This window comes from candidate division KSB1 bacterium, from assembly GCA_034506255.1.
GTDB lineage: Bacteria > Zhuqueibacterota > Zhuqueibacteria > Zhuqueibacterales > Zhuqueibacteraceae > Coneutiohabitans > Coneutiohabitans thermophilus.
The window spans coordinates 70,429-94,694 of record JAPDPX010000009.1; the positions used below are offsets into that span (position 1 = coordinate 70,429).

Here is a 24,266-nt window from a genome sequence, read left to right on the forward strand (position 1 = left end):
GGAAGGATGGGCTGATTGGGGTGATTCCCGGTTGTCAATTCAGAAGGCTTTGCTGTGCCGCGGCTGGCACTCCTCCAGGGGAACAATGTCGCTGCTTTTCCAACCTGTCATGGCGGAAGCCTCCGGTTTCAGGACCGCAGTTGCGCCCTGTGCTCACCAAAGGTCCCTCCGGGGAGACGGCAGTGGATTTTGCCGACAACTGAGCACTGGCCGCATTTTAAAAAAGTCTTGCCTGCAAGACCTCGAGTTGGGATGATGGCTGCCCGCAGCCTGCCGCCCGCCGGCAATTTGTTGTGGTGTTGCCGCAGGCTGTCCCCTGCAATTCCAGTGATGAGGCGGCCTGCTATTTCCTGCCAACCAGATAGCCGGCGCCAAACCCCACGGCCGCGCTCAGAGCGTTGCCGGGTGTGAATTTGAACCAGTGACTGACGACTTCCTTGCGGTATTTTTTGTCCAGCTCCAGATATTCCGCCATGAGGTTGTCGTAGGTGCTGCGCAGACTGTCGGCCTTCAAAGTGAGTGCTTGAATTTGAACATCCTTCTCCGCGGCTGTTTGCTGCCAGTTGGTGATCGTGCTGTCTTTCAGGGCGACTTCGCGCTGGCGCTTGTCCAACTCGGTTTTGATTTCGGCCACTTCGGCGCCGAAGAAACGCGGGGCGAGCAGTGCGTGCACGCCGTCCGGCCGGGTGGCTTCCCAAAACTGGCCGGCCCAATGCGGAAAAGCCCGATCGAGTTCATGATTGACCTCGGTTGCCGTCCACAATTTGTCCAGGCGGGCCAGGGCGCGGCGATATTCTTTTTCCAAATTTGCCAGTTGCCGCGCCAATTCTTCGCGCGCGGCTGCCAGCTCGGCTTCGCGCCGGCGGGAATCGGCAATGACCGCGTCCAGGCTGTCGGCATAGCGTTGCAACGCTGCATCCTTGCGCTGCAGCTCTTCGAGCTTTCGAGTTTGCGCCTGCAGTTTGGCCCGTGTATCCCGCAGCGAATTCCAAATGCTCCACACGACCGCCAGTCCCACCAGCACCACTGCGACGGTGATGAGCCAGGCCAGCACGCCTTTGCGCTCAGCCATGCTTCACCTCCAGGCGGTTGCCGTGTTTTTGAATGCCCAATTTTTGGGCAAATTCCTCCACCACGGAATCCTCCCCGGCCAGCAGGCGGTAGGACACGGCGAAGCCCTGCGCCTCCGCATCGAACAATTCGATCTCCGTCTGCCGGCTTTCGACTTCGAGGATGAGCTGGCGGATCACCCATTTGGCGCCACGCGCCAGCTTGGCAGTTTCCTCACGGTTGTGTTCAGTCATATTGCCTCCGTTCACTGGGGTGGAAGATGGGTGGGTGCCGATGGCCGCTGCACCATTTCGGTTGCCGCGCCCCCGCCGGCCGGTTCACTCAACCCAGCAGCAGGCGAAACTCCTTGAACCAGGTCGCCAGACTTTCGTGATAGAAATGCGAGGCATAGCCGGGACCGTTGTAGAAGCGCGACAGGATGTGAAAATCAGCCTCGCCGGGATGTCTTTTGGCCACGACCTCGCGGCGCTGTGCCAGAAAACGTGCGACAAACAGAACCTGTTCCGCCAGCGGGCTGATGAACATGGCGGCGGCCGAGGGCGCGCCCACGCGCCAATAATTCTCTCCCATGATCTGGCCCAGACCAAAACTCATCGCGCGGTGGCGCAGCTCGCGGAAAGCGGTTTGCGGCTCCTGCTGGTTGAAGCGGGAGAGATAATGCTGCTCGAAGCGCGGCCGCACCACGCCGCTGGTTTCCTGCTTGATGATGGCCAGAATCCACTCCGGCACGAGGTCGAAGCCCTGCTCACTGCGCACCCGTTGAATCGCGGCATTGACCAGCGTGCCGTAGCGCTCGAGAATTTCCTGGCAGGTGAGAAACTGCCCGCGATGCAGGCCATTGAGATGAAACAGCGCCTCTTCGAAATCGCCGCACATGACAGTTCCGGTTGCGATCATGTGCAGTGCGGTTTGCAGCATCTTCTCCAGCGTGGCAAAGGTCAGGCGCGTGTCGGGAATCGCCACGATGTTTTTGCTTGCCGTCTGCCAGGTGCAGTCATAGCACAGCATGCTGCGCTGCAGGTTGGGATTCAAACCCTGCTCGAATTGGAATTGTGCCACGGCGCGATTGGTGCCGCGGCCGAAATCGCCGTCAATCACAAAAGCGCCGGCGGTGCTGGTGGAATAGCCCAGAAAGATCAGCAGGCGCTGCACCGCCTTGATCGAGGCTTCGCCTGCGGATTCCCGGCTCAGGGCCGTGTCAGCGGATTCCAGCCGGCGCAGATCGTTTCTCCACTCCGCCGGGCTGCCTTCTGGCAGGGTGAGAATGCGCGCGATACGCGGATCATCGATAATGCTCATGATTATTTTCTCCGGGTTGAGAGTGAATTCCGCCGTGGCAGCAGGGTGGCGCCGTGCGCCGGGCCGGCCGGATGAACGGAATGGGCGGCGCTGGGCCTGATGTCGGGAAGCCCCGCCTCAGGCAGCCGCCTCCGGTGTGACTTCGGTTTCGAGCGCAAACTGTGGCGGGTGCAGCTCGGCGGCATTTTGATGAATCTTGGCGACGGCGCGCACGATGTCTTCCATGTCCGCCTCGGTGCCCAGCAGGACATTTTGCGCCAGCCACACCGCCTCTTCATTGCAGGCATGCTCGCACACCGGCAAATGCAGGCTGGCGTAATCGCGCTCGGCAATCCAGGGATACTCGCGCGGATCCAGGGCGAAGAGCGGCTCACGGTACAGCGGGGAATAGCCCTTGTAGGCGGGAATGCCCTCGGCCTGCAGCGCCTGGAGAAATTTTTCGCGTGGCAGATTGCCGAAAGCTTCGGCGTCATAGCGAAAGATGTAGAGGTGGCGGGCGTGGCGCGTGACATGAGGGTGCACCAGCAGCGGCCGGATGCCGGGAATTTCACACAGCCGCTGATCGAGATGGTGCGCATTGCGGTCGCGCACCTGCATGTCCTGCTCGATGGTGGCAAATTGCGCCAGCAGCACGGCGGCCGACCAGGCGGTCATGCGCATGTTGGAGCCGAGCACGCGGTGCTCGTACCAGGCACCCTCGCGCACGCGGCCGCAGTTGTAGTAGGAGAAGCACAGATCCATCAACTCTTTGGAATCCGACACCAGTGCGCCACCCTCACCGGCGGTCATGTTTTTGGAGGATTGAAAGGAGAATGAGCCGAGGTCGCCCAGTGCACCCACGCGCCGGCCTTTCCACTCCGCGCCATGCGCCTGCGCGGCATCCTCGATCACTTTCAGGCCGTGGCGGGCGGCAATTGCAAGGATGCTGTCGAGATCGGCGGGCTGGCCGGCAAGATGCACCGGCATGAGGGCGCGCGTGCGCGGGGTGATCGCGGCCTCGATGAGCCGGGAATCGAGATTGTAAGTGTCGGGATCGATATCGACGAAAACCGGGATGGCGTTGGCCATCAACACGGCGGAGGCCGTGGCAATGAACGTGTAGGGTGGAAGGATGACTTCATCGCCGGCCTTGACACCGCAGGCTTTGAGCGCGACCCACAGGCTGGCGGTGCCATTGCACAGGGCCAGCGCATATTTGGCGTGCTGGAATTCCGCAAAGCGTTTTTCAAACTCCGCGATATGCGGGCTGCGAATGCCCCACACGCCGCTTTCCCAAGCCTGCTGCAGTGCGGCGGCATGTTCGGGACGCAGGGTCGGCCATTTCGGAAAGGGTCTGGTGCGCGTCGGCGTGCCGCCGAGCAGGGCAAGATGAGGCATGGCGAGAATTAAAAAGAAAGAATGTGAGGATGATTCAGCAATGAGCCGCCGTGGCACGGTTGTCATTGCTTGCCGAGTTTGCGCAGGGCGGTGAGCGCGATCGTCAGCGCGTGGTAGCTGTCTTCCGGGGTCACCAGCAAGGGCGTGCCGTGGCGCACATGATCGAGAAACTGCCTCATTTGCGCGCGGTAGCCGTCGCCCGTCGGCACCGGCACCAGCTCGCGGCCGCGGTTGTTTTCCACATGCAGCAGGCCGTCCTCCGCATCGATGGTGATGCGGCCCAGCTCGCCCGAGAAGAGCAGCGCGCGTTCATGGCGATGGTGCAGCCAACTGCCCTCGACTTCCGCCCGCGCCCCGCCTTTGAAATACAAATGGACGATCGCATGCTGCCAGCCCGCGGGATCCTTGCTGGGCACGGTTTCCGCCTCCACGCGGGTGGCCCGGCCCAGGCACCACTGCAGGAAGTCGAAATCATGAATCATCAGGTCGAGCACGCAGCCGCCGCTCTGGCTGAAATCGAAAAACCAGGAGCTGCGGTCTTCGGCGGTCATCGCGTTCAAGCGGCGGCAGGTGACTTTGTGCAGTGTGCCGATGACGCCGGCACGCAGCAGCTCGCGCGCCTTGGCGTAGTGTGGAAAGAAGCGCAGCGTGTGCCCCACATAAAGGCAGCCGCTGGACTGGCGCGCGGCGTTGAGCATGGCCTCCGCCTGCCTTTCGGTGCGTGCCATGGGTTTTTCACAGAAGACATGCCTGCCGGCGGCGAGCGCGGCGATGACATGCTCGTGATGCAGGGCCGTCGGGCTGCTGACCAGGATGACATCAAGGCCGGGGTGTTTGAGCAGGTCCTGCGTCATCATGGCCTCCCCGCCAAATTCCGCCGCGGCCCTGACAGCGTTGTGCCAGTGACCCGCCGACCACGCCACCATCTCGGTGCCGCCCAGTTCGCGCAAAACCTGGGCATGCACGCGCGCCATGCGCCCCGCTCCGACAAAGCCGAAGCGGAGAGGTTTCGTGTCTGGCATTGTTGCTGCTGTCAAAAAAACAGGTTCACAACCACCCCAAAGACCAAAGCAAAATATTGCCGGCTCGGTAATCCCTCAGTCACGTGAGCGTGTGCTGTCGCGCAGGCATTCCTGCCCGCAGACAAGATGCTGCTGCTGACCAGATTTTTACGCTACGTCCCCATGCGTAACGCAGGCATCACCCCGCCCATACCCTCGGGTTTATCTGGCCAATGTTGCACCCTGATTGAACCGCGCGGCAGGCATGCCGCATGACGTGCCAATGCCGCGGGATTGGTTGCAACTGTTCCGCCGTTGCGGGAACGAATTGCTCGAAAGATCGTCGGGCAGAAGCGCATCATTGCGCGGCTGCGCGCCCGCCCAGCGACACGAGCGTGAGATTGCGCCGCAGCGCTTTGTACGCTCCACCGGCCTCCTCCCGCACCTCCGTCCGGAGCAGATTGCCGATCAGTTCGCGCTCCTGCGGCTCCAATTCCAGGGCAAATCCCGACAGGCACGCCTGCAATTGCGCCAGAGAGCTGACGCCAACCACCGGGCAGGTGACGGCCGGCGAGGCGCGCAACCAGGCCAGCGCCACATCACTCAGGCTCAAATTGTTCTGCCTGGCATACTCGGCGAGACGGGCCAGGTCTTCGCTGTATGCCGCCAGCCAACGGCCGATGCGCTCATCGTTGACCGCACGCGAATCTGCCGGCAGCTCCTCGGTGCCGGCATAGCGGCCGGTCAGCAAGCCCATGGCGAGCGGACGATAAGCCATGACCGCCACGCCCAGCGCGTGTGCCATGGGCAGCACTTCCACCTCGGCGCCGCGTTCGATCAGGTTGTAGGGAATTTGCAGACAGTCGAATGGCCGCAGATTGGCCTGTGCTGCCACGGCATTCGACAGCACGAACAAATAGGCTGGGTAGTTGCAACATCCCACCCAGCGCGCCTTGCCCTGCCGGCCCACATGATCCAGCGCGCGCATCACTTCCTCCAAACGCATGCCGGGCTTGGGCCAGTGAATGAGATACAAATCGAGATAGTCGGTTTGCAGGCGGCGCAGGCTCTCCTCCAGGCTGGAAATGATTGCCTCCGCCTCGAGCCCCTTGTGCACTTTGGAGGCCAGCACAAAGCGGTGACGCCGGCCCTGCAACAACCGGCCGAGCATTTCTTCGGTGCGGCCGTCGCAATACATCGCCGCGGTGTCGAGAAAATTAATGCCTTGCTCGAGGCCGTGGCTGAGGATGCGATCGGCTTCCGTCTCGCTGCAACGATCGCCGAACATCATCGTGCCGAGACACATCTCCGAGACCAGCAGGTCGGTTTTGCCGAAGACGACTTGTTTCATCAGGGCTCCTGCGGTCAGCTCCCAAAACGAGAATGCCCCAGCGTGTGGCTGTGGCTGGGGCGTCATGCCCGCGTTGGATCTGGCTGAAATGATAAAAACGGCGGGCGAGAATAGCAAGCGCCATTTCGCCGAAGCACGGGCGCCGGCGTGCTTTCGAGTTCCTGCTTGATTTTGTGCGCCACAACCCGCACTATTGCACAACACGCAACGAGCGCCGGGAGGCTGATGGCGCAATGGCATTGCCATTTGAAGGAGAATCCATTCCAATCTTGGCTGCGCTGAGATTTTGTGACCGCGGGTTTGATTCGAAACAGCATTTGACCTGACCATGACTCCACTGGCCTCGGCGATCGCGGCCATGCTTGCGCATCGCCGACCGTTTTTCGAGACATGCACGGCCTTTCGTCTTTGCCATCATGAGCTGGGCCGGGGCCTGACCATCGACTATTATGACGGCTATCTGTTGTTGATTTATTACGCCAATTTCCCCGAACAAAAACTCGCCGGCCTGGCGCACGCCGTGGCTGAAGGTCTGGTGGCGGCCGCCCTGCCGGTGCAGGGCGCGCTGGCCCGTTTCCGGCCCGACAATCTTTCCCACGCCACTGCCGAGCCGGACCCCGCCCACCCTCGTGCCACCTTGTTGTTCGGGAATGCGCCGCCGCCGCGCTTCACGATTCGCGAATATGATCTGCAATTCGTCGTGTCATTCGAGCAAGGCCACAGCACGGGCCTGTTTCTCGATATGAAGCAGGCACGGCAGGAGCTGAAGCAGCTTCTCGCGCGCGGCGCGCAGGTGCTGAATTTGTTTTCCTACACCGGCGGCTTTTCGATTGCCGCCGCACGTGCCGGTGCCGGCCGCGTCATTGAAGTCGACACCAGTGCCAAGTGGCTGCAGTGGGCGCGCGAGAATCAGGTGCTCAATCAAGTCAGCGTGGTGCGCCAGCGCCGCGAGGAGGCCATCCGTTTTCTGCACAAACAGAAGGAGGGCTCCTTCGACGTGATCATTTGCGATCCGCCCACCTATGCCACACAAAAGTCCGGCAGCCGTTTCACACTGGAGAAGGGCTATGCCAGCATGATCCCGGAGTTCTTCCGCGTGCTGCGTGCCGGCGGCCATTTGCTGGCGTGCACGAACTATCACGGGCTTTCTCCCGCGAAGTTCTTCCGTCTGTTTGGGGAGGTCTTCACTTTGCGGCGGCAAATCTCCAGCAGCGCGGATTTCGCCGGGGATGACTATCTCAAGGTCGGCTGGTTTCAGGCTAAACGTGGTTGAGCAGCATCAGTTCCTTGGGATGCGGATTGAGATAGATTTGCTCCTGCAGATATTCGAGGGTGAATTTGCGCACATAATGCCGCAGCAGGGTGATGGGCACGATGAGCGGCAGCAGCCCGGCTTGATAATCTGCAATCGCGGCCTGCAGTTCCTGTTTGTCACGTTCGTCGAGCAGTTTTTTGAGATAGCCGGAGAGGTGATACAGCACGTTGGCGTGTTTTTTCGATGAGGCCGGCCGCCGCAACGCGGCGAAGAAGAGTTCGGCGTAGCGCGCCGACAATTCCCCCGGCGGCAGGCTCTTGGCGCCGGCCACCAGCCGGCCCAGCTCCACCAGGTGTTTTGGGCTGTGGGCCATGATCAAATACTTGTGTTGCGCATGAAAGCGCACCAGCGCATGACGGCGCAGGGGCCGCTGCTGCAATTGCCGCCAGCGGTAATGGCAAAACACGCGCACGATGAAGTTTTCGCGCAGGCGGGGATCGTTCAACCGGCCCTCCTCCTCCACGGGCAGCAGGGTCATCTTTTCCAGCAACACCCGTGCGAACAGCCCCGTGCCGGTTTTGGTGGGCACATGATTGTCGTCATAAACCTTCACCCGTTCCATGCCGCAGGTGGGCGAATCCTTCTTGAGCAGATAGCCGTGCAGTTCGAGTTTTTCCAATTGCGCGACTTTGGCACGGGCATACGCCAGCATGGTCTCGGTGTAATCGCGGCCGGTTTTGGTGGTGACCAGGCGGGGCGCCTCGGGCTTGCCGATCAGGTGCAGCGATTCCCGCGGCGCGCCCAGCCCGATTTCCATTTCCGGGCACACCGGAACCCATTCGAAGAATTGCGCCAGGGTGGTGGTGATGTAATGATCCTTTTTGTGGCCGCCGTCGAAGCGCACATTCTGTCCCAGCAGGCAGGAGCTGATCCCCAGGCGAATTTTTTCGGTAGTGGTTGCGGTGTTCATAATCGGCCTCCGGCAAGGGTGGCTGCAGGATGCGCTGCCTGGAAGTAAGCAAAAAATTGTCAGCCGCGCAAGTCGTGCGGCCGCAAAATCCGGCAGCGGGCCAAGGCATTTTGCCAGGTGTCGCAGTCTAATCCTTTGCTTCTGCCACGAGCAGGCCACCGCCGGGTATTGCACGGCGATAATTCCGTTTTGACCTTTAAAAAATTCCAAGGAGCGCTCTCATGAGCAAGGCGCGAAAGTACCCGAGTCTGATTTTTGTCCTGATCGGCATGGTGATGGGAGGCCTGGTTTTTTCCAACTTCCATGCCGGACCGCAGGCCAGAGCCTTCGGCAAGGAAGAGCCTGCCGGGCTGGCAACCGTGCCGCCGGCGCGCGACAAGGCCATCACCACCCTGCGGGATTTGAACAATGCGTTCGTCGACATCGCCGCCACCGTGAATCCCACCGTGGTCACGGTGTTTACCGAGAAAGTGTACCGCCTGCGCGGGCGGAGCCCGTTTGCGATGCCCTTCTTTTTTGATCCCTTTGGCGATTTCTTCGGGGAAGACTCGCCCTTTGGCGGCCGGCGTCAGGAGCGCAATGCACCGGAGCAGCAGTTTCGCCAGCAGGGTCTGGGCTCGGGCGTGATTGTGAGTCCGGACGGCTACATCCTGACCAACAATCATGTCATTGCCGAGGCCGACAGCATCAACATCCGCACCATTGACGGCCGCACGCTGCCGGCGACAGTGATCGGCGCGGATCCCAAGACGGACATCGCCGTGCTGCGTGTGACTGCCCGTAATTTGCCGGCGATTCGTCTGGGTGACAGCGAGAAGTTGCGTGTCGGCGAATGGGTGCTGGCGATCGGCAGCCCGCTGAGCGCCAATCTCGCCAGCACGGTCACGCAGGGCATCGTGAGCGCCAAGGGCCGCTCCAACGTCGGCCTGGCGCAATATGAGGATTTCATTCAAACCGACGCAGCGATCAATCCGGGCAATTCCGGTGGTGCCCTGATCAACCTCGACGGCGAGCTGGTGGGCATCAACACCGCCATCGCCTCGCGCAGCGGGGGCTTTCAAGGGATTGGTTTCGCGGTGCCCATCAACATGGCGCGCAGCGTGATGGAATCGCTGATCCGGCACGGCAAGGTGATTCGCGGCTGGCTGGGCGTCAGCATCCAGAGCGTGGATGAAGCACTCGCCAAAGGCCTGAATTTGGACAAGCCAGAGGGGGTGATTGTCAGCGAAGTGGTGGAAGGCAGCCCGGCCGAACGCGCGGGCTTGCGGCCGGAAGACGTCATCCTCGCCTTGAACGGCCGCAAGGTGAAGGACAGCAGCCAACTGAGCGCCGATATCGCGGCCCTGGCGCCGGGCACGCAGGTGACGCTCAGTGTTTTGCGGGACAACCGCATGCGGGAGATCAGCGTGACTTTGGGCGAGCAACCCGCCAATTTGGGACAGCGTGGCAACCGGCGCTTACAGGAAGAATGGCTGGGCTTCACCGTTGAAACACTCAACAGCCGCCTCGCCGAACGCTACAATCTGGACAACCGCCGTCGCGGCGTGGTGGTCACGGAAATCAACCCTGCCAGCTCCGCCTATCGTGCCGGCCTGCGGGAGGGTGACCTCATTCTCAAGGTCAACCGCCGCATCGTGCAGAGTGTGACGGAATTTCAGGAGGTGTTGCGCGATGCGAAAAAAGGCGACACCGTGCTTCTGCAAATCGCGCGCGATGCCGGTACCCAGTTTTTGGCGTTTGAATTGTGATTCCCCCTGCCTGTTGCAGTGTGTTTGGTGATGATTGGATATTGCCTGACCCGGCCGGATGTGCGGGTCAGGCAGTTTATGCGGCGGGGAGCTCCTGCCCGACGCGTGCCCGGGAGTGTCCGGGAAGGAATCGTGGGAGTTATGATGATGAAGAGGTTTGGCACGCACCCCCAAATCGACCCAACCGTCTTCGCCCTTGTTGCACTTACCCGGATTGCCGGAAGACCCCACCCGCATGCTTCCGGCCGCATAGCCCCGGCGGAGAAAGCGATCAACGTGTCAAGCTGCGCGATGCAAGACCACCTCATCTTTTGACCACTTTCCAACCACCGTTTTTTTGATTATTCAAGCAGGAGTAGTCAACGCAACTGTTCCAGGGATGATCGTCCTTTTCTTTTGTTTCCCGTGAAAGGAGTCTCGCGTGTTGATGCGAAGAATGGCCGAGACGGAGAATTTTGTCATCAGAACCTCCGGCCTCAATGAATCTCATTCTGGAACAAAGATGAGCCTGGCACAACTGATTACCCCCCAGCAGCGGCAGCGCTTTGTGAGACAGGTCTTCAGTGGCGACACGGCAGCCTATGAGCAGCTTTTGCACGAGCTCGATGCCGCGGCGGAATGGTCACAAGCCCATCGCTTGATCCGGCAGTATTTCCGCAAGCATCAGATCAACCCTTACGTCAACGAGGCCGCTGCTTTTTCGAATCTGATCTACCGACGCTATTTTCCGTACGATGTGTATGTGTAAGTGGTGAAACGCGCATTCGTTTTTCCCTCCCAACCCCGCCCGTCACTGCCGCCATGCCGCCGGCAGCAGGCCGGCGGGGTTGTGCTTTTCCACCCGGGTGCTGTTTCCCGTTCTGCCGAGTCCGGCGCTTTTTGCCACGCCGGCCAGCCCATGCCCCTCCTGCCATCTCCCGTTCGATCTCTCCGCTGACAAACCCAAGCGAACGCGTATCTCTCCCCAATCCCCGGTGTCCGGGGGAGTCACTTCTTTGGGGACGGGCACAATCTGTTGGAATCTGAAAACGTTCCAACCTCGGCGGGGCCGAGTTTTTCACAACACTTGTTGCTGTGAAAACTCCGGGGCAATTTGCCATGCATGTATGGGCACCCATTGGGATGAAAACGTAGTGCAGACATCCAGTCTGCCTGCAGGTTGGCAGCCCGCGCCTTTCGTGGTTGAGGAGGGCGATGGTGGCGAAATCCTTGCTGTCAGTGTTTCCTCAGCTTTTTCCGGACAGACGGGGCTCGCGCCGGATGGCGAGCAGGGTCATGTCATCATGGGGCGCAACCCGGCCGCGAAAAGCCGCACCCGCCTGCAGCAGGCACTGGCACAGTTCGGCCAGCGGCAGATGGTGATGCTGTTGCAATTCGGTTTTCAGCCGTTCGATCCCCCATTGTGTGCCGGCGGCGTTCATTTGCTCGACCACGCCATCGGTGTAAAGCAACACCAGGTCATTATGGTTGAGCGTGAAACGCTGCGGAGCGGGAGACAGGCGGGCGTGCAAGCCCAGGGCGGCTGCGGGCGTGCCCAGCTCGGTCACGCGGCCGCGCGCGGCATCCAGATACAGCAGCGGGGGATGGCCGGCAGTTACCACTTCGATGCCGCCGGAGTGATCCTGCGTCAGCACCACCATGACAGCGGTGACGAACATGTTGCGGGGTGCCAGCCGCCGCACACTGTCGTTGAGACGATTGAAAAGTGCCGCGGCCTCATAGGGCTCGGTGATCAGGGTAAAAAGTTGGCCCTTCAGCATGGTCATCAGCAGGCCGGCCGCCACGCCATGGCCGGAGGCATCGGCAACCAGCGCGGCGTTTGCACCGCCGGCGAATTCCAGATAATCAAAATAGTCGCCCGCCACGGTGGCGGCTGGTTGCAACACGCCGTGCAAACGCCAGCCGGGGAGAATTTTTTCCGGCGGCGGCAGCAAGTTCTGCTGGATGCGGCGTGCCACCCGCAATTCCGACTCCACCGTCGCGCGTTTCTCCCATTCTTTATTGAAGGCATCGATGAAAGTGACGTAACTCAACACAATCATCAGCAGTGTCAGCAGGGTGTCGCGCACCAGCGCACGGCGCAGAGAAGTTTGCCACACTGTGGCTGCCGGCTGCGTTTGGTGGCCTGCTGCGCCGGCCGTTAATTCATGCGTGTGCGGCAGCTCTCGTTGTTGCAGGTGCGAACCCCATTTCGTGAGCAGTATCATGGCCGTCAAAAATACCGCCAGGCACAGGATCATGGGCAAGAGACGGCCGAAGAACAGCACAAAGCTGCCGGCAAACAGCCCGGAAGCAAGCATCATTGCCAGCACAAAGTACACCGGCATGGGCACCGCGGCGTGATTGACCAGCACGCTCAGCGCACCGACACCGCAAAACAGAAAAAAGACCGCCGTGGCAAAGCGCCGGCGTTCGCGCCAGGGCCGCTGCGAGAAGGCGTTGTTCAAGGATGGTCGCGCCAGCCGGATGGGGGACAAAGTCGCTCCTGTCTGTTGAACGGCATGAAATGCGAAGTTTTTCAGATCATCCGACTCAAGCGTACATGGCCACCCGACTGTTCTTTGCATCTGATGAACTCCGATAGGAGTGAGATGTTTATAGCGAAGTGCCGTTCGCCTAAATGAAACCCCCTCGGGGTGACATGTGTATCGCGCCTCCTCATTGATCTCCTCTTGAATTGAAGGCAAACGCCGTTACTGATTTTGCGATTCTTTTCATCTTGTTGTCGCAAAATGTACGCAAAATTCGGATGATCCGTTTTTCGTGTCCGTCCGAAGTTACTGACTTTGCAACAGCGGTTCCAGCAAGGGCTTGGCCGTTGCTTCAAATACGCTGCATTTGCACGCTTCCGACTGTTTGGGACACTCCGGCTCAGCCGGGGTGGGAACGTTTTCGGACAGCCACTATTTTATCCCGCCTCTTGCCTGTTCCCGGCTGCCTGTATCAGCCGGCAGGGTTCAGGGCGAAGGCGTGGGAAAAACCGGCAGGCTTTCGTGGCCGGCAGCATCAATGGACTGTACGGCAAACAGATAATTGTCCTTGGAATAGGGCAGTGTGCAGCTTGTCACATTGCCGGCCTCGAAGGTGTGCTGCCAGTAAGGACTGATGGTTTCGCGCATGAGCACGCGATAGCCCGCCGGCGAGCGGCCGGTTGCCGGCGGCCGCCAGCGCAGCGAGGTTTTGTTGGTCAGCTCGCGGGTGAGAATCACCACCGAGTCCGGTGCCGCGGGCGCCAGAGCAAGATTGGCGAGCACGGCAAGATTGAGACGCGCCACCTGTGCGACGTAGGGATAATCGACGAAGTCGGGCAGATCGCCGTAGGCCACGCCGTTCTCGCTTCGCACATTTTGATGCTGGCGGGTGAAATCTTCGTACATCTCGGTCACGCGCACCGCGGTGAAGCCCAGGCGGCTGAAGGGGGTGTGATCCCCGCCGCGCAGGAAGCGGTCGCGGCGATAAATCAGCATCACATTCATGAGATCGACGTAACGCTCGCCCACCGCCTTGAAATAGCGGGCAAGCTGGCGCGCGGGGCTGTCATTTTCACTGCCCACGGCCTGGCGCCGGCGTGCCTCGGCCTCGCTTTCCGCGGCCGGCACCCCCTCGCTGAAAACGCGTACGTGTGTGTTGTCATGCAGGCCGGTCTCGCTGGCGCGGGTGTTGCCCACAATGTCGTTGGTGATCATCGCGATCACGTTCCATTTTTCGCTGTGCGCGCGTTGCGCGAGATGACTCGAGCCGTAAAGCCCCTGCTCCTCGCCGGCCACCGCCGCAAACACCAGGGTGGCGGGAAAAGCGTGCCGGCTCATCACCCGCGCCAGCTCCATCACCACCGCGGTACCGGAAGCGTCGTCATTGGCGCCCGGCGCCTGGCTGGTGGCATCGAGCGGATCGGAGGCGCGCGAGTCGTAATGGCCGCTGATAATGAGCACGCGCGTGTCTGCGGGATCACTGCCCGGCAGACGCGCCAGCACGTTCTGCATGACGGTGCGTTGCGCAATGCGGCGGCCATCAGCCTCGACCACGAAGGGATCGAATGCCACCACCAGCCGGCCGCCGCTCTGGCGGGAGTAGCGCTCCAGCTCCGCCTTGATCCAGCGTCGCGCTGCCCCGATGCCGCGTTGCTCACTCACAGTATCACTCAGTGAATGGCGGGTGTGGAAACTGGCGAGCGCGCGGATATTGGCCTCCAGGCGCTCCCGCGAAACTTCCGCCAGCATCGCCACTATCGCCGGATCACGCTGGATCAGCGTCTGTCCCGCCAGCGGTGGGGCCAGACACAGCCACCCCACCATCAGAAGTGCGGCCACGTGAAAGAGTCCCGCTTCGTGGCAGGCAATCTGCCACCCGGGCGCGAGCGCCCGCACCTCTTTTGCGGCCGCGCCTGCCGGCCACCATCGCACAGCCATCGTGTATTTCATGACATCCCTCCACAACCTCGCCCGCCCTGCACCGTTGCGGCCCACGCCGTCATCCCTCGCCTGCAAAGCAGCACCTGCAGCCTGTTGCAGCAAAAAATTGTCGAGGCGCATTTGAAGCGGCGCTCCGTTTCAAAAATCTACGCAATCATGCCGCGAGTGGCAACAGCATTTTTGCCAACCGCGGGGTGGCCAAATGGCCTTGTTTAAAGTTTGTATCATATGACCATGGGAGCAGCTATCTTTCTGTTGAACCTGCACTAACAATCCAGAAAGGAGCATTCCTATGGCTGATCCACAAGGTTCCTCTGGCATCTTGCGATTAAAATCTAAAGATGCCCGTGCCGCCATTGTCCAAAAGCTCGCCGCGGATTTCAACCTCACTCCCATCATCGCGGAAGCGTTTTATCAGCAATTCGCGCTCTACTTTCAGGAGCATGCCAATGTCACGCTTTCCACCGGCGAGATCGCTTACGAAGCGGTCGCCAGCCATGAGCCGGCCGGCAAGCACATTCGCATGACCCGCAAAGTGACCACTCTCGAAAAGATCTCACAGCTCGCGCGACTCTCCAAGCGTGTCGTGCAGCAGTATATCGATCTGTTGCCCGAGAAAGTGCGGCACACGGGCAAGATCACAGAACAAAAAGACAATTCGCTTGACTCAAATCCACAAAGTGATAGATTGCATACGTCCGGTGAAACACAAGCGGGCAACGCTGGCGAGCGACCCGCCCAGGGATAACCGGACCCCGAAGCATGTTAGAGCACACCCGAGAACGGGAAAGTAATACCAAACATGCTTTGGGAAAATGCCCGATAGACGCAATCCTACTAATCCCTTGGACCATCCTCTGGTCATTTGATGCTATTTGATCAGCAACATCTCCTTCATTTCACGAAAGTCTCCGGCCTGCAGGGCATAAAGATAAAAGCCGCTTTGCAATTCGCTGGCATCGAACATCACCTCATGTCTGCCTGCTGCACGTCATCCCGCGACCAGCGTGGCGACCTGATGGCCGGGAATGTCGTAATGCAGGCTGGCAGCCTGCGCTCAGGCATCAGGGCAGCTTAACGTTTCTGGTTCCATGCTGATCAGTGTGGGTCAATCGCAACGCGGCACGCGGCCACGACCGCATTCTCCAGGGGCGGAGCAACCCGGATTTATGCCGATTTTTATCGGCGGTGATCGGCATCAATCCACTTCCTGAAAATTGTGGCATTACTCTCCGGCGAAGGCAACCGGCGTTAGCCAGGAAAGCCCGGGGGCGTAGTCCCTGCCCGGCGTGTTCCCGACATTCCGGCAAACAAGAGCCCCCACGAAAATCATGGCAAGCCCTTTCGTGGGAGTGCAATTTCGTGGGAGAAAACAGGGACTGGCAGGCGCCGACATTGGGGAAGCGTTCTGGTGCCAAGCCTGCGGCCGGGCTCTTGCCATTCGTTACCCACACAAATCAACATAGAACCAAGTTTCTGGCCGAGTGAAAATCTCTGCAGGGCAAGGTCCAGCCAACCACCCTTGCCGAGTGTTGCGAACGTGACAAGGCAGACGATCTACGTCGGTCGGAAGCCAAGAAAGCGTTCGAGGCGTACACCGGGCAGCACGCGCACCGCAAAAGGAAGACCACCCTTCCTCGAGCTTGACGTAACGCCGACAAGATGTCTGCGTTACGAGAGCGGATACGCAAATCCCGGCTGGCATCGTTCCAGGTTGAACTCAAAAAATGACCGTGTTCCGGCCGACGCTTGCGCGGGTCGCCGCCGTTGCGACGATGCAGTGAAAAGATTTCGATAATCCTGCTTGAAATTCATTCTAAAAGAACTAAAATCACCGTCCAGGTCGTGCGCTTCCAATCGACGAAAGGTGCGATTTGACACAACTCCGGGTTGGCAAACGCCTGTTTTGCTCAAAGGAGGAACTCTTGAACGCCCTGAAACGCCTGACTGCCGGATTTCACCGTTTCCGGCAATCATCTTCCCGCCTGCACGTCGAGGCTTTTTCCCGTCAAAACCTGCTCCTATGCGTTTTCGTGATCATCATCCTGTGCTGCAAGCCGGATGCGGTTTGGATGGTCATTTACCTGGGCATGGCGCTTTTGTTTACTGACGGCTCTGATCTGGATTTGGTGCGGCGGTGTGCGAATGATCCCCATAATCCGGTTCTATGGCGCGAATTCACAAGACGCTATGAGGGGGCCATTCGCCAAAGCATTCTGCGGACGTTGCAACAACAAAACCGGCAGTATGCCGCCAGATTGCCGGCAACCGTGGACGACATCGTTCAGGATGTTTATCTGCGGCTGCTGCAGCACAATGGCAGAGCCTTCCAGATGTTCAAGGGCTTCACTGAAGCAGCCTGGTTTCGTTATCTGCGTGTTATTGCCAGGCACCTCACGCTCAATCACCTGCGCAACAACAGCGCGGGCAAGCGGCCGCCCATCAACTTCTCGCTCGACGCCGGCAGCGATTTCGACTGCGAGCGGCAATTACAGGGCCGGAAGTCTGGCGAGCATGAGTTGACGACCGACGAAAAAATTCGCATGCTGGAGCTGCACGATCAAATCAACCATTCTTTGGACCTGGCTTTGCGCGGCCCCAACAAGTCGCGTGACAAGCTCCTGTTTCAACTCCACTACTTTGACGGTCTCAGTGTCGAACAGATCGCCTCTTTCCCGGGTATCGCAATGACGGCGCACGCGGTGGAAGTTGCGCTCAGCCGCGTGCGGCAGCGGCTGGCGCATTTTGTAAACCGGTCGTGACAGGCAACCTGCCTCCCGGACTTTTCTTGTGATGGAAACCGGGGTTTTGGTGTCTTGTAAGACGTGAGACAAAAGATATCGCGCTGTGTCTCCATCATCAACGGTTTTGCTGGCAACAATAGAGCGCTCGCTGATTTATGGCCGTGCTGGTGCAAAGGGCACGGCCCTCCCTCCATTTTCCAGTTTCTCCCGCTGCAGGGCAGCCAAGCCGGCGCGCAACGATCCTTGGGCTCCTGTCCGGACGGGGGGAATGAAGTTTCTTCCGCCACAACGTATGGCACCTTCCGAATGGGAGATTGGGTGTGGATGAGCATTTTCATCTGGTAGCCTGGCTCGGTCGGCATCGCGGGATGCTCGATCAGCAGAAGGCTAAAACCATGGCCGAGCACCTTGTCCGGTGTGAAAAATGCCGCAAATTGGACGAACTGGCCGCGTGTTTTGTTGCCATTGCTCCGCAGCATCATCCGCGAAGTGAACGAAAAGCGGCTGCCCCCTGCCCCGAAGTCGAAACCCTCGCACTGTATTTCTCCGGACTGTTGCCCTTTTTCAAGAAGCGGGAGGTGGAAGAGCACCTGAGCAATTGCGCCACATGCCGTCAGGTGCTGGCGGAAGTGATCCGTGGAGAATTTGCCAGCACTGACGATTGTGAAAAAATCGTGGAGCCGGCCGTGCTTGAAAGCCTGCAGAGCGAGTGGCATGCCGATCTGGCCGAAGGAGCAAGGCGCGCATGCCTGACAACTGACGGAGAACGCGCGGGCGTCTCAGTCCGGGCCCACGGGCAGTCGGAATGGCTGAGGGCACTCAAGACGCTGTGGCAACAAATGGATTTGCGGCAGCATCGATTCGCCCTGGCAGCCACCGCTGTTTTGGTGCTTTGCTTGATGGCGGGTCCGAAGCTGATTGCCTGGCGCAGCAACCATCTGGCACAGGTGGGGATGAAGCGGTTGGCGGAGCACTATGAAATTCGGCAGGGCGAGTTGCGGATGGCGGGGGATTTCATGCCGGCCGAGCTGGCACCGCGCAGCGCAGCCCCGGCGGAGGAAAACCCTGCCATCACGCAGCCGTTTCGAAAAAGCTTGTGGTGGAGTCACAACAACCCAATCGCCAAACACGGGCTGGCGCTGCTCTCCTATTTCAATGGTGATTTCCCAGCCGCCGGGCAAGGGTTGCGCGAACTTCTGCAAAACTCGCACAACGATGCCGCACTGCTGAATGATCTGGGGGTGGTGAGCGAGGCGGCGGGCGATACGGCACTGGCATTGCAATATTTCAACGAGGCCGTGGCGAGGGATTCGACCTCGGCCGCCGCGCATTACAATCTGGCGGTGTTGTTGCAGCGGCTGGGCCGGCGGCAGGAAGCGCAGCGCATATGGCTGCGTTATCAGCAGATGCATGATGCCCCGGCCTGGCGGGCGCGCGCACGGAAAATGCAAGAGGAATTTTTCTGAGAGTGCTGTGAGTGTGCCGGCTTTTCCTGTGTCTATGGTGATGAATGGCGATGCTGTCGCTTGATCTCTCCCAGATGAAAACCGCGCATCGCCATCTCACGATGCTATGGGGCGTGGGGGTGAATGGGGGTACGGGACGGCCCATATCAGACACTGCTGGGTTCGTCCCGTTCTCTTGTCCATAACGATCGCCCGCAAGGGTGGCTCAAGGAAGTGCCAGGAAGGGTACTTATGCCGTGAACGAGAAGCCATTTTGCCGGAAAAAGAGCAGAATGGCTTTCTCGTTTATGGGCAGGCTGAACGTGTCCCTCGCGGGCGGGCAGGCTACTTTTTGAAAAGCTGATCCAGCTTTTTTCTGGCTTCAGCCGCGCGATCAATGCGCGGCGGGAGCGACACGGCCGCCGCCTCGAAATAATCGCAAAAATTTCCCATCTCTTTGTCCTGCACCCATTCCGCCTGCGGCTCGCGGCACTGGTGGTGGGCGTTGACATCATAGAACCGGCAATTGCGGCAGCAATGCAAGTAAGCTGCGCATTTCGGGCAGGTGTCCCGCCGGCCCGGTTTTCCCTCCAGCAAAATTTCTGTCCCGCAAGAATAGCATTGCATGATCCACTCCCGGTCGTTTTTTATCCCTGATGGCTTTTTGACTGTTGTCCCGGTCCGGGTTGCCAATCACCGGCATACCTCACCAGCCAATCGCGATCTGATGGCCGGCGCCAATTAACGAATATTTGCTCTCCAAAACAACCCTGACGGTGACGAGATTGCCATCCAGGCTGGCGGCCCGCCAGTACCCCCCCCGGCTTGCTTCCGACTTGTCCGCGAGGTTATATTGCCTGCAGCCCGCCGGATGGTGGTTTGGCCGGGGCCGTTCATTGGAGGTTTGTGCGACTGAACACGTGAAGCCCTGCCGCGCAAAACTCAACCGCTGCACAAAAACCCCGAAGCTGCGGCTGGTCCCGAGTTTTGACAGGCCTTGCACGCCTGCCGCGGGACGCAGGGAGTGGTTGCGAATTCAAACTCATTCTGAAACCTCACCATGCTTCCAGACCTTCCCTTTCATCCCGTCATCGCGCGATGGTTCAGTGAAAACTTTGCCGCGCCGAGCCCGCCACAGGCGCAGGGCTGGCCGGTGATTGCCGCCGGCCGCCACACGCTCATCCTCGCCCCCACCGGCTCCGGCAAAACCCTTGCGGCGTTTTTGTGGTGCCTCGATGATCTATTCCGGCGCGGACTGCAACAATCCCCCATCGACTTCGGGCGCAATGTCGAAGGGATTCACACCCTTTATGTCTCGCCGCTCAAGGCGCTGAACAACGACATTCACCGCAATTTGCAGCAGCCGTTGCAGGGCATTCAGGAAGTCAGCCGGGCTTTGGGCTATGCGCCGCCTCCCATTCGTGCGTTGGTGCGCACCGGCGATACACCTGCGAGTGAACGCCAGGCCATGCTCAGGCGGCCACCGCATTTGCTCATCACCACGCCGGAATCGCTTTTTCTGCTGCTGACTGCGCCCGCCGGGCGGGAGTTGTTTCACGGCCTGCGTTATCTCATCGTCGATGAGATTCATGCAATCAGCAACAACAAGCGCGGCGTCCATCTCAGCCTGTCGCTCGAGCGCCTGATGCCCCTGTGCACGCAGGAACCGGTGCGCATCGGCCTCTCCGCCACACAAAAGCCGCTGGAGCGCATCGCCGCCTATCTTGGCGGGCAGGTTTTCCGGCCGGGGGAGGATCGCCCTGTGCCGCGGCCCGTCACCATCATCGATTGCGGCGGGCGCAAGGAGATGGATTTGCAGGTGATCTCACCCGTGCCGGATTTTGGCGACCTGCCCGACGCCACTGTCTGGCACGCCGTGATCGATAAACTTTACGACTTGATCCGCGCTCACCGCACCACGTTGGTGTTCGTCAACATGCGCGCGCAATCCGAGCGCATCGCCCGCCGGCTGAATGAAAAACACCGCGACGCCACCGGCGACCCGGAAGCCGAGATCGCCCTCGCGCATCACGGCAGCCTGGCGCGCGAACGCCGCCATGAGATCGAAGCACGGCTGAAAGCGGGTGAGATTCCCGCGGTGATTGCCACCGCCTCGCTGGAACTCGGCATTGACATCGGCAGCATCGATCTGGTGGTGCAGCTCGAATCCCCACGCACGGTCGCCGCCGGGTTGCAGCGCGTCGGCCGCAGTGGCCATTTGCTGAGCGCGACCAGCAAGGGCCGGCTGCTGCCACTGTATCCCGCCGATCTGGACGACAGTGTCACCCTCGCGCGCTGCATGCACGCCGGCGATATCGAAGAAACCGTGATTCCGGAGAATTGCCTGGATGTGCTCAGCCAGCAGCTCGTCGCCGAAGTGGCGATGCGCGAATGGCCGCGGCCGGCGCTGTACCGCCTGGTGTGCCAGAGTTATTGTTACCGCCAACTCTCGCCGGCGATGTTTGACAACGTGCTGGAGATGCTCGCCGGCCGCTACGCCGAGACGCCGCGGCACGCCTTGCAGCCCCGACTCATCTGGGATCGCATCAACGACCGGTTGCTTGCCCGCCGCGGCGCGCGCCTGCTCGCCACGCTCAATGCCGGCACCATTCCCGATCGCGGCTATTATGCCGTCTATCTCGCGGACAGCAACACCAAGCTGGGTGAGCTGGAGGAGGAATTTGTCTTCGAATCGCGCGTGCACGACGTTTTCTATCTGGGCAGCAGCGAGTGGCGCATCGAGGCCATCGCGCGCGACCGTCTCATCGTCTCGCCGGTGCGTGCCCTCAAGCCGCGGCCGCCCTTCTGGCGCGGCGAGCATCTCTTTCGTGACTATGCCACCAGTCTGAAAATCGCTGCGTTCCGCCGGGAATTGCTCGAACATCTCGACCGCGGCGACTGTGTGACCTGGCTCGAACAGCAGGGTTGCAGCGATGCCGCCATCGCCACCAATCTCGCGAACTACTTTGCCCGCCAGCGGGAGTGCACCGGCGCCATCGCCACCGACCGGCAAATCGTCGCCGAGTGGTATCGCGATCATGCCGAAGAGTCCTGCCTGATTTTGCATGCGCCCTTCGGCAGCCGGGTCAACGGCGCCTGGGCCATTGCCCTGTGCCGCGTGCTGGAGAAACGCCACCAGGCAGAAGTGCAATACAGCTACAACGACGACGGCATCGTGCTGCGCCTGCCCGATACCAGTGAGCCGCCGGCCCCCGCTGAGCTCCTGCGGCTGCCTCCGGATGTCATCGAGCAAAGCCTGCTGGAACGTGTCAGCAACAGTGCCCTGTTTGTCACACAATTCCGCCACAACGCCGTGCGCGCTTTGTTGCTGCCGCGCTCGCGTGCCGGCAAACGAGTGCCGCTCTGGCTGCAGCGTTTGCGCGCCGCCGATCTGCTGCAGATGGTGCGCCAGTTCCCCGATTTTCCCATTCTCCTTGAAACCTATCGTGATTGTCTGCAAGGCCTTTTCGATTTGCCCGCGCTGCGTCAGGTCCTGGCGGCCCTGCAGGCGCAGGAGCTGCGGCTGCAGGTGGTGGAAACGGCGCGGCCGTCGCCCATGGCTGCCGGCCTGATGTACCGTCTGACGGCGGAAAATCTTTACGACTTCGACCGCCATCGTGCGCCGGCGCAAGCCGCCGAAACAAGCAGCGCATTGCTTGCGGAAATCCTTGCGCGCGAAACCATTCCCACGCTGCTCACGGCGGAGCTGGTGGCGGCCGCGGAAGCGCGCTGGCAGTGCGTGACACCGGAGACGCAGGCGGCTTCCGCGGAAGACCTGTTGGTCATCATCGAAAAGCTCGGCCCGTTGCCGGGGAGGGAGCTGCAACGCCGCAGCCGCAGCGACATTTCCCCCTGGTTGGAACAGTTGCAGCAAGAGCAACGCATCCTCTGCCTGCCGGCTCCTTTTGCCGGTTGGGTTGCCGCCACTGACGCACCGCTCTTCCAGGCACCGTTCACGCTCACCAGCGTGCTTACGCTGGTGCAGCGGCTGTTGCGCAGCCACGGCCCGCTTCCGCTGGCAGAACTGGCGGCGAAGGAGACGCCTTTCCCCTCCGGGTTGGTGCGGCATCTGCCCGCCGAACTGCTGCAGCAGGCCCTGGCGCAGTTGCATCGCCAGCGGGAAGTCGTGCGCGGCCAGCTCATAATTGGAGTGGCAGGCGAGCAATGGTGTGACCGCCACAATTTTGCCGAACTCTATCGTCGCGCCATTGCCCTGCGCCGTGCGGCGCGAGTGCCCGCCAGTCGGGAGGTCTACTATCGCCTGCTGTTGCGCTGGCACAAGTTCGCTCTGACGGGGCAATCGCTGCAGGAACTGCTGCGCAAGTACAGCGGTTGTCAGTTTCCCCTGCAGATGTTTGAACGCGAAGTGTTGCGCAGCCGTTTGGGGGGCGAACAGCTTCCGGCGGCACTGGCAGCGCTCGAACAAATGATCGCGGCCGGCGAAATCATCGTCGTGGCGCGCCGCACCGGCGAGGAAGGCCGCCGCCATGTGATGTTCATCCCCCGCGGTGAAGGCGGCACTTTTCTCAGCAAACCGGCGTTGCGCGAAACCGCCGGAGGTCTCGACGAGGCTGCCGGAACGATTTATCAATTTCTGCAGGAGAATGGCGCCAGTCTGAAGCGTGACTTGCTGATTGGTACCAGTTTGTCTGCGCTGCAAATCGAACAAGCGCTGCGCACGCTGGTCAATCTCGGTCTGGTGAGCTGCGACAATTACCGTGCGTTCCTGCAATGTCTGCAGTCGGCCCCTGCCGCGCCGACAGCGGGGACGTCACCGCCCGACTTGGTGCCACGACCTTCATGGGCAACGGCCGACCGGCTGCGCCGGCCCCAGCCCGGGTTTCCCAGAATGTGGCGCGAACGCGTTGCGTCGGCGCAACCGGAAGGCCGCTGGTTTCTCACCAGCTCATTTGGCGTGCTGGGAAAGGAGAGGGCGCCCACGGATCGTGCCGCGCAACAGGCGCGGCTGTTGTTGCAGCGTCACGGCATTGTGGTGAAGGAAGGGTATCGCCGCGAAAACGGCTTGTTGCCCTGGCCGCAGCTCTTTCACTGGCTCAAGCGTCTCGAGTGGCAGGGTGAGATTCTCCGTGGTTACTTCATTGATGGCTTGTCCGGCGTGCAATTTGCGCTGCCCGCTGCCGCCGACTTGCTGGAGGAATTGCAGGCGGGGAAGCATGACGATCCGCTGCCTGCCGTGCTGGTCTGCACCATGGATCCGGCGCTGCCTTTGGGCGGCACGGTCGAGTGGAATTTCACGGGCAGAAATGGCGGGAAGATTGCAGTGACCCGCGGCCCTGGACATCATTTGCTGTTCTATGAAGAGCGGCCGGTGGCTTACCTCGAGAATTTCGCCAGCCGTTTGTGGCGCGGCGCCGGGTGGCACGATGCAATGGCGCCGGCATTGCTCCAGCAGCTCCAGGCATGGTTGCAATTGCCGCCGGAGCTGCGGCCACGACCACGCCTGGAGGTGCAGGAGATCGACGGCTCACCGGCTGCTGGCAGTGAACTGGCGCATGCGTTCCTGCAACAGGGTTTTGAAACCGAAGGCGGCAAATTGGTGCTGTGGCCCTCGGCCGTGCAGCGTGCGTGAAGT

At 60.7% G+C, this 24,266-nt stretch carries 17 protein-coding genes; 7 read left to right on the forward strand and 10 right to left on the reverse strand.

Features of this window, described 5'->3' with window-relative positions:
* Window positions 1-343: 343 nt before the first annotated feature.
* The 6 genes from ONB52_18145 to ONB52_18170 form a co-directional block, all read right to left on the reverse strand.
* On the reverse strand, window positions 344-1,072 hold the full coding sequence (locus tag ONB52_18145) for a hypothetical protein (GenBank protein MDZ7418054.1): 729 nt from the start codon (window positions 1,070-1,072) through the stop codon (window positions 344-346).
* Entirely contained in the window at window positions 1,065-1,304 is a 240-nt protein-coding gene (locus ONB52_18150) for a hypothetical protein (GenBank protein MDZ7418055.1), read from the reverse strand. The genes ONB52_18145 and ONB52_18150 overlap by 8 nt, the downstream gene beginning before the upstream one ends.
* 88 nt (window positions 1,305-1,392) lie before the next feature.
* Window positions 1,393-2,370: an N-acetylmuramidase family protein gene (locus ONB52_18155; protein MDZ7418056.1), complete on the reverse strand. Its 978-nt coding sequence runs from the start codon at window positions 2,368-2,370 to the stop codon at window positions 1,393-1,395.
* A 117-nt stretch (window positions 2,371-2,487) separates the two neighbouring features.
* On the reverse strand, window positions 2,488-3,747 hold the full coding sequence (locus ONB52_18160) for a DegT/DnrJ/EryC1/StrS family aminotransferase (protein MDZ7418057.1): 1,260 nt from the start codon (window positions 3,745-3,747) through the stop codon (window positions 2,488-2,490).
* Between the two features lie 62 nt (window positions 3,748-3,809).
* Complete coding sequence (locus tag ONB52_18165; protein ID MDZ7418058.1) at window positions 3,810-4,769, reverse strand: Gfo/Idh/MocA family oxidoreductase; 960 nt, start codon at window positions 4,767-4,769, stop codon at window positions 3,810-3,812.
* Window positions 4,770-5,106: 337 nt separating this feature from the next.
* Window positions 5,107-6,099: an aldo/keto reductase gene (locus tag ONB52_18170; protein ID MDZ7418059.1), complete on the reverse strand. Its 993-nt coding sequence runs from the start codon at window positions 6,097-6,099 to the stop codon at window positions 5,107-5,109.
* Between the two features lie 328 nt (window positions 6,100-6,427).
* Between ONB52_18170 and ONB52_18175 the strand changes: the two genes are divergently transcribed.
* The gene (locus ONB52_18175; GenBank protein ID MDZ7418060.1) at window positions 6,428-7,372 is read left to right on the forward strand and encodes a class I SAM-dependent methyltransferase; all 945 of its coding nucleotides are present in this window, start codon (window positions 6,428-6,430) and stop codon (window positions 7,370-7,372) included.
* Here the strand turns inward: ONB52_18175 and ONB52_18180 are convergent.
* The gene (locus tag ONB52_18180) at window positions 7,359-8,324 is read right to left on the reverse strand and encodes a DUF1722 domain-containing protein (GenBank protein MDZ7418061.1); all 966 of its coding nucleotides are present in this window, start codon (window positions 8,322-8,324) and stop codon (window positions 7,359-7,361) included. The two genes, ONB52_18175 and ONB52_18180, sit on opposite strands and share 14 nt — an antisense overlap.
* A gap of 221 nt (window positions 8,325-8,545) precedes the next feature.
* On the opposite strand from ONB52_18180, the gene ONB52_18185 reads away from it, so the two are divergent.
* Window positions 8,546-10,072, forward strand: a complete 1,527-nt coding sequence (locus ONB52_18185; protein ID MDZ7418062.1) for a DegQ family serine endoprotease — start codon at window positions 8,546-8,548, stop codon at window positions 10,070-10,072.
* 421 nt (window positions 10,073-10,493) lie between these two features.
* Window positions 10,494-10,820, forward strand: a complete 327-nt coding sequence (locus ONB52_18190) for a hypothetical protein (protein ID MDZ7418063.1) — start codon at window positions 10,494-10,496, stop codon at window positions 10,818-10,820.
* 478 nt (window positions 10,821-11,298) lie between these two features.
* On the opposite strand, the gene ONB52_18195 is transcribed toward ONB52_18190, so the two are convergent.
* Together ONB52_18195 and ONB52_18200 are read right to left on the reverse strand one after the other, a co-directional pair.
* A complete protein-coding gene (locus tag ONB52_18195) occupies window positions 11,299-12,549 on the reverse strand; it encodes a PP2C family protein-serine/threonine phosphatase (GenBank protein MDZ7418064.1) in 1,251 nt (416 codons plus the stop codon).
* Between the two features lie 480 nt (window positions 12,550-13,029).
* A complete protein-coding gene (locus ONB52_18200) occupies window positions 13,030-14,493 on the reverse strand; it encodes a M28 family metallopeptidase (GenBank protein MDZ7418065.1) in 1,464 nt (487 codons plus the stop codon).
* 283 nt (window positions 14,494-14,776) lie between these two features.
* On the opposite strand from ONB52_18200, the gene ONB52_18205 reads away from it, so the two are divergent.
* From ONB52_18205 to ONB52_18215, 3 genes are all read left to right on the forward strand, one after another.
* Window positions 14,777-15,232: a hypothetical protein gene (locus ONB52_18205; protein MDZ7418066.1), complete on the forward strand. Its 456-nt coding sequence runs from the start codon at window positions 14,777-14,779 to the stop codon at window positions 15,230-15,232.
* A gap of 1,177 nt (window positions 15,233-16,409) precedes the next feature.
* Entirely contained in the window at window positions 16,410-17,246 is an 837-nt protein-coding gene (locus ONB52_18210) for a sigma-70 family RNA polymerase sigma factor (GenBank protein MDZ7418067.1), read from the forward strand.
* A gap of 881 nt (window positions 17,247-18,127) precedes the next feature.
* Window positions 18,128-18,694, forward strand: coding sequence for a tetratricopeptide repeat protein (locus ONB52_18215; protein MDZ7418068.1), 567 nt, complete (start codon window positions 18,128-18,130; stop codon window positions 18,692-18,694).
* Window positions 18,695-19,018: 324 nt separating this feature from the next.
* Here ONB52_18215 and ONB52_18220 read toward each other — a convergent pair whose 3' ends face one another.
* The gene (locus ONB52_18220) at window positions 19,019-19,300 is read right to left on the reverse strand and encodes a hypothetical protein (GenBank protein MDZ7418069.1); all 282 of its coding nucleotides are present in this window, start codon (window positions 19,298-19,300) and stop codon (window positions 19,019-19,021) included.
* A gap of 433 nt (window positions 19,301-19,733) precedes the next feature.
* Between ONB52_18220 and ONB52_18225 the strand changes: the two genes are divergently transcribed.
* The gene (locus ONB52_18225) at window positions 19,734-24,263 is read left to right on the forward strand and encodes a DEAD/DEAH box helicase (GenBank protein ID MDZ7418070.1); all 4,530 of its coding nucleotides are present in this window, start codon (window positions 19,734-19,736) and stop codon (window positions 24,261-24,263) included.
* Window positions 24,264-24,266 lie beyond the last annotated feature (3 nt).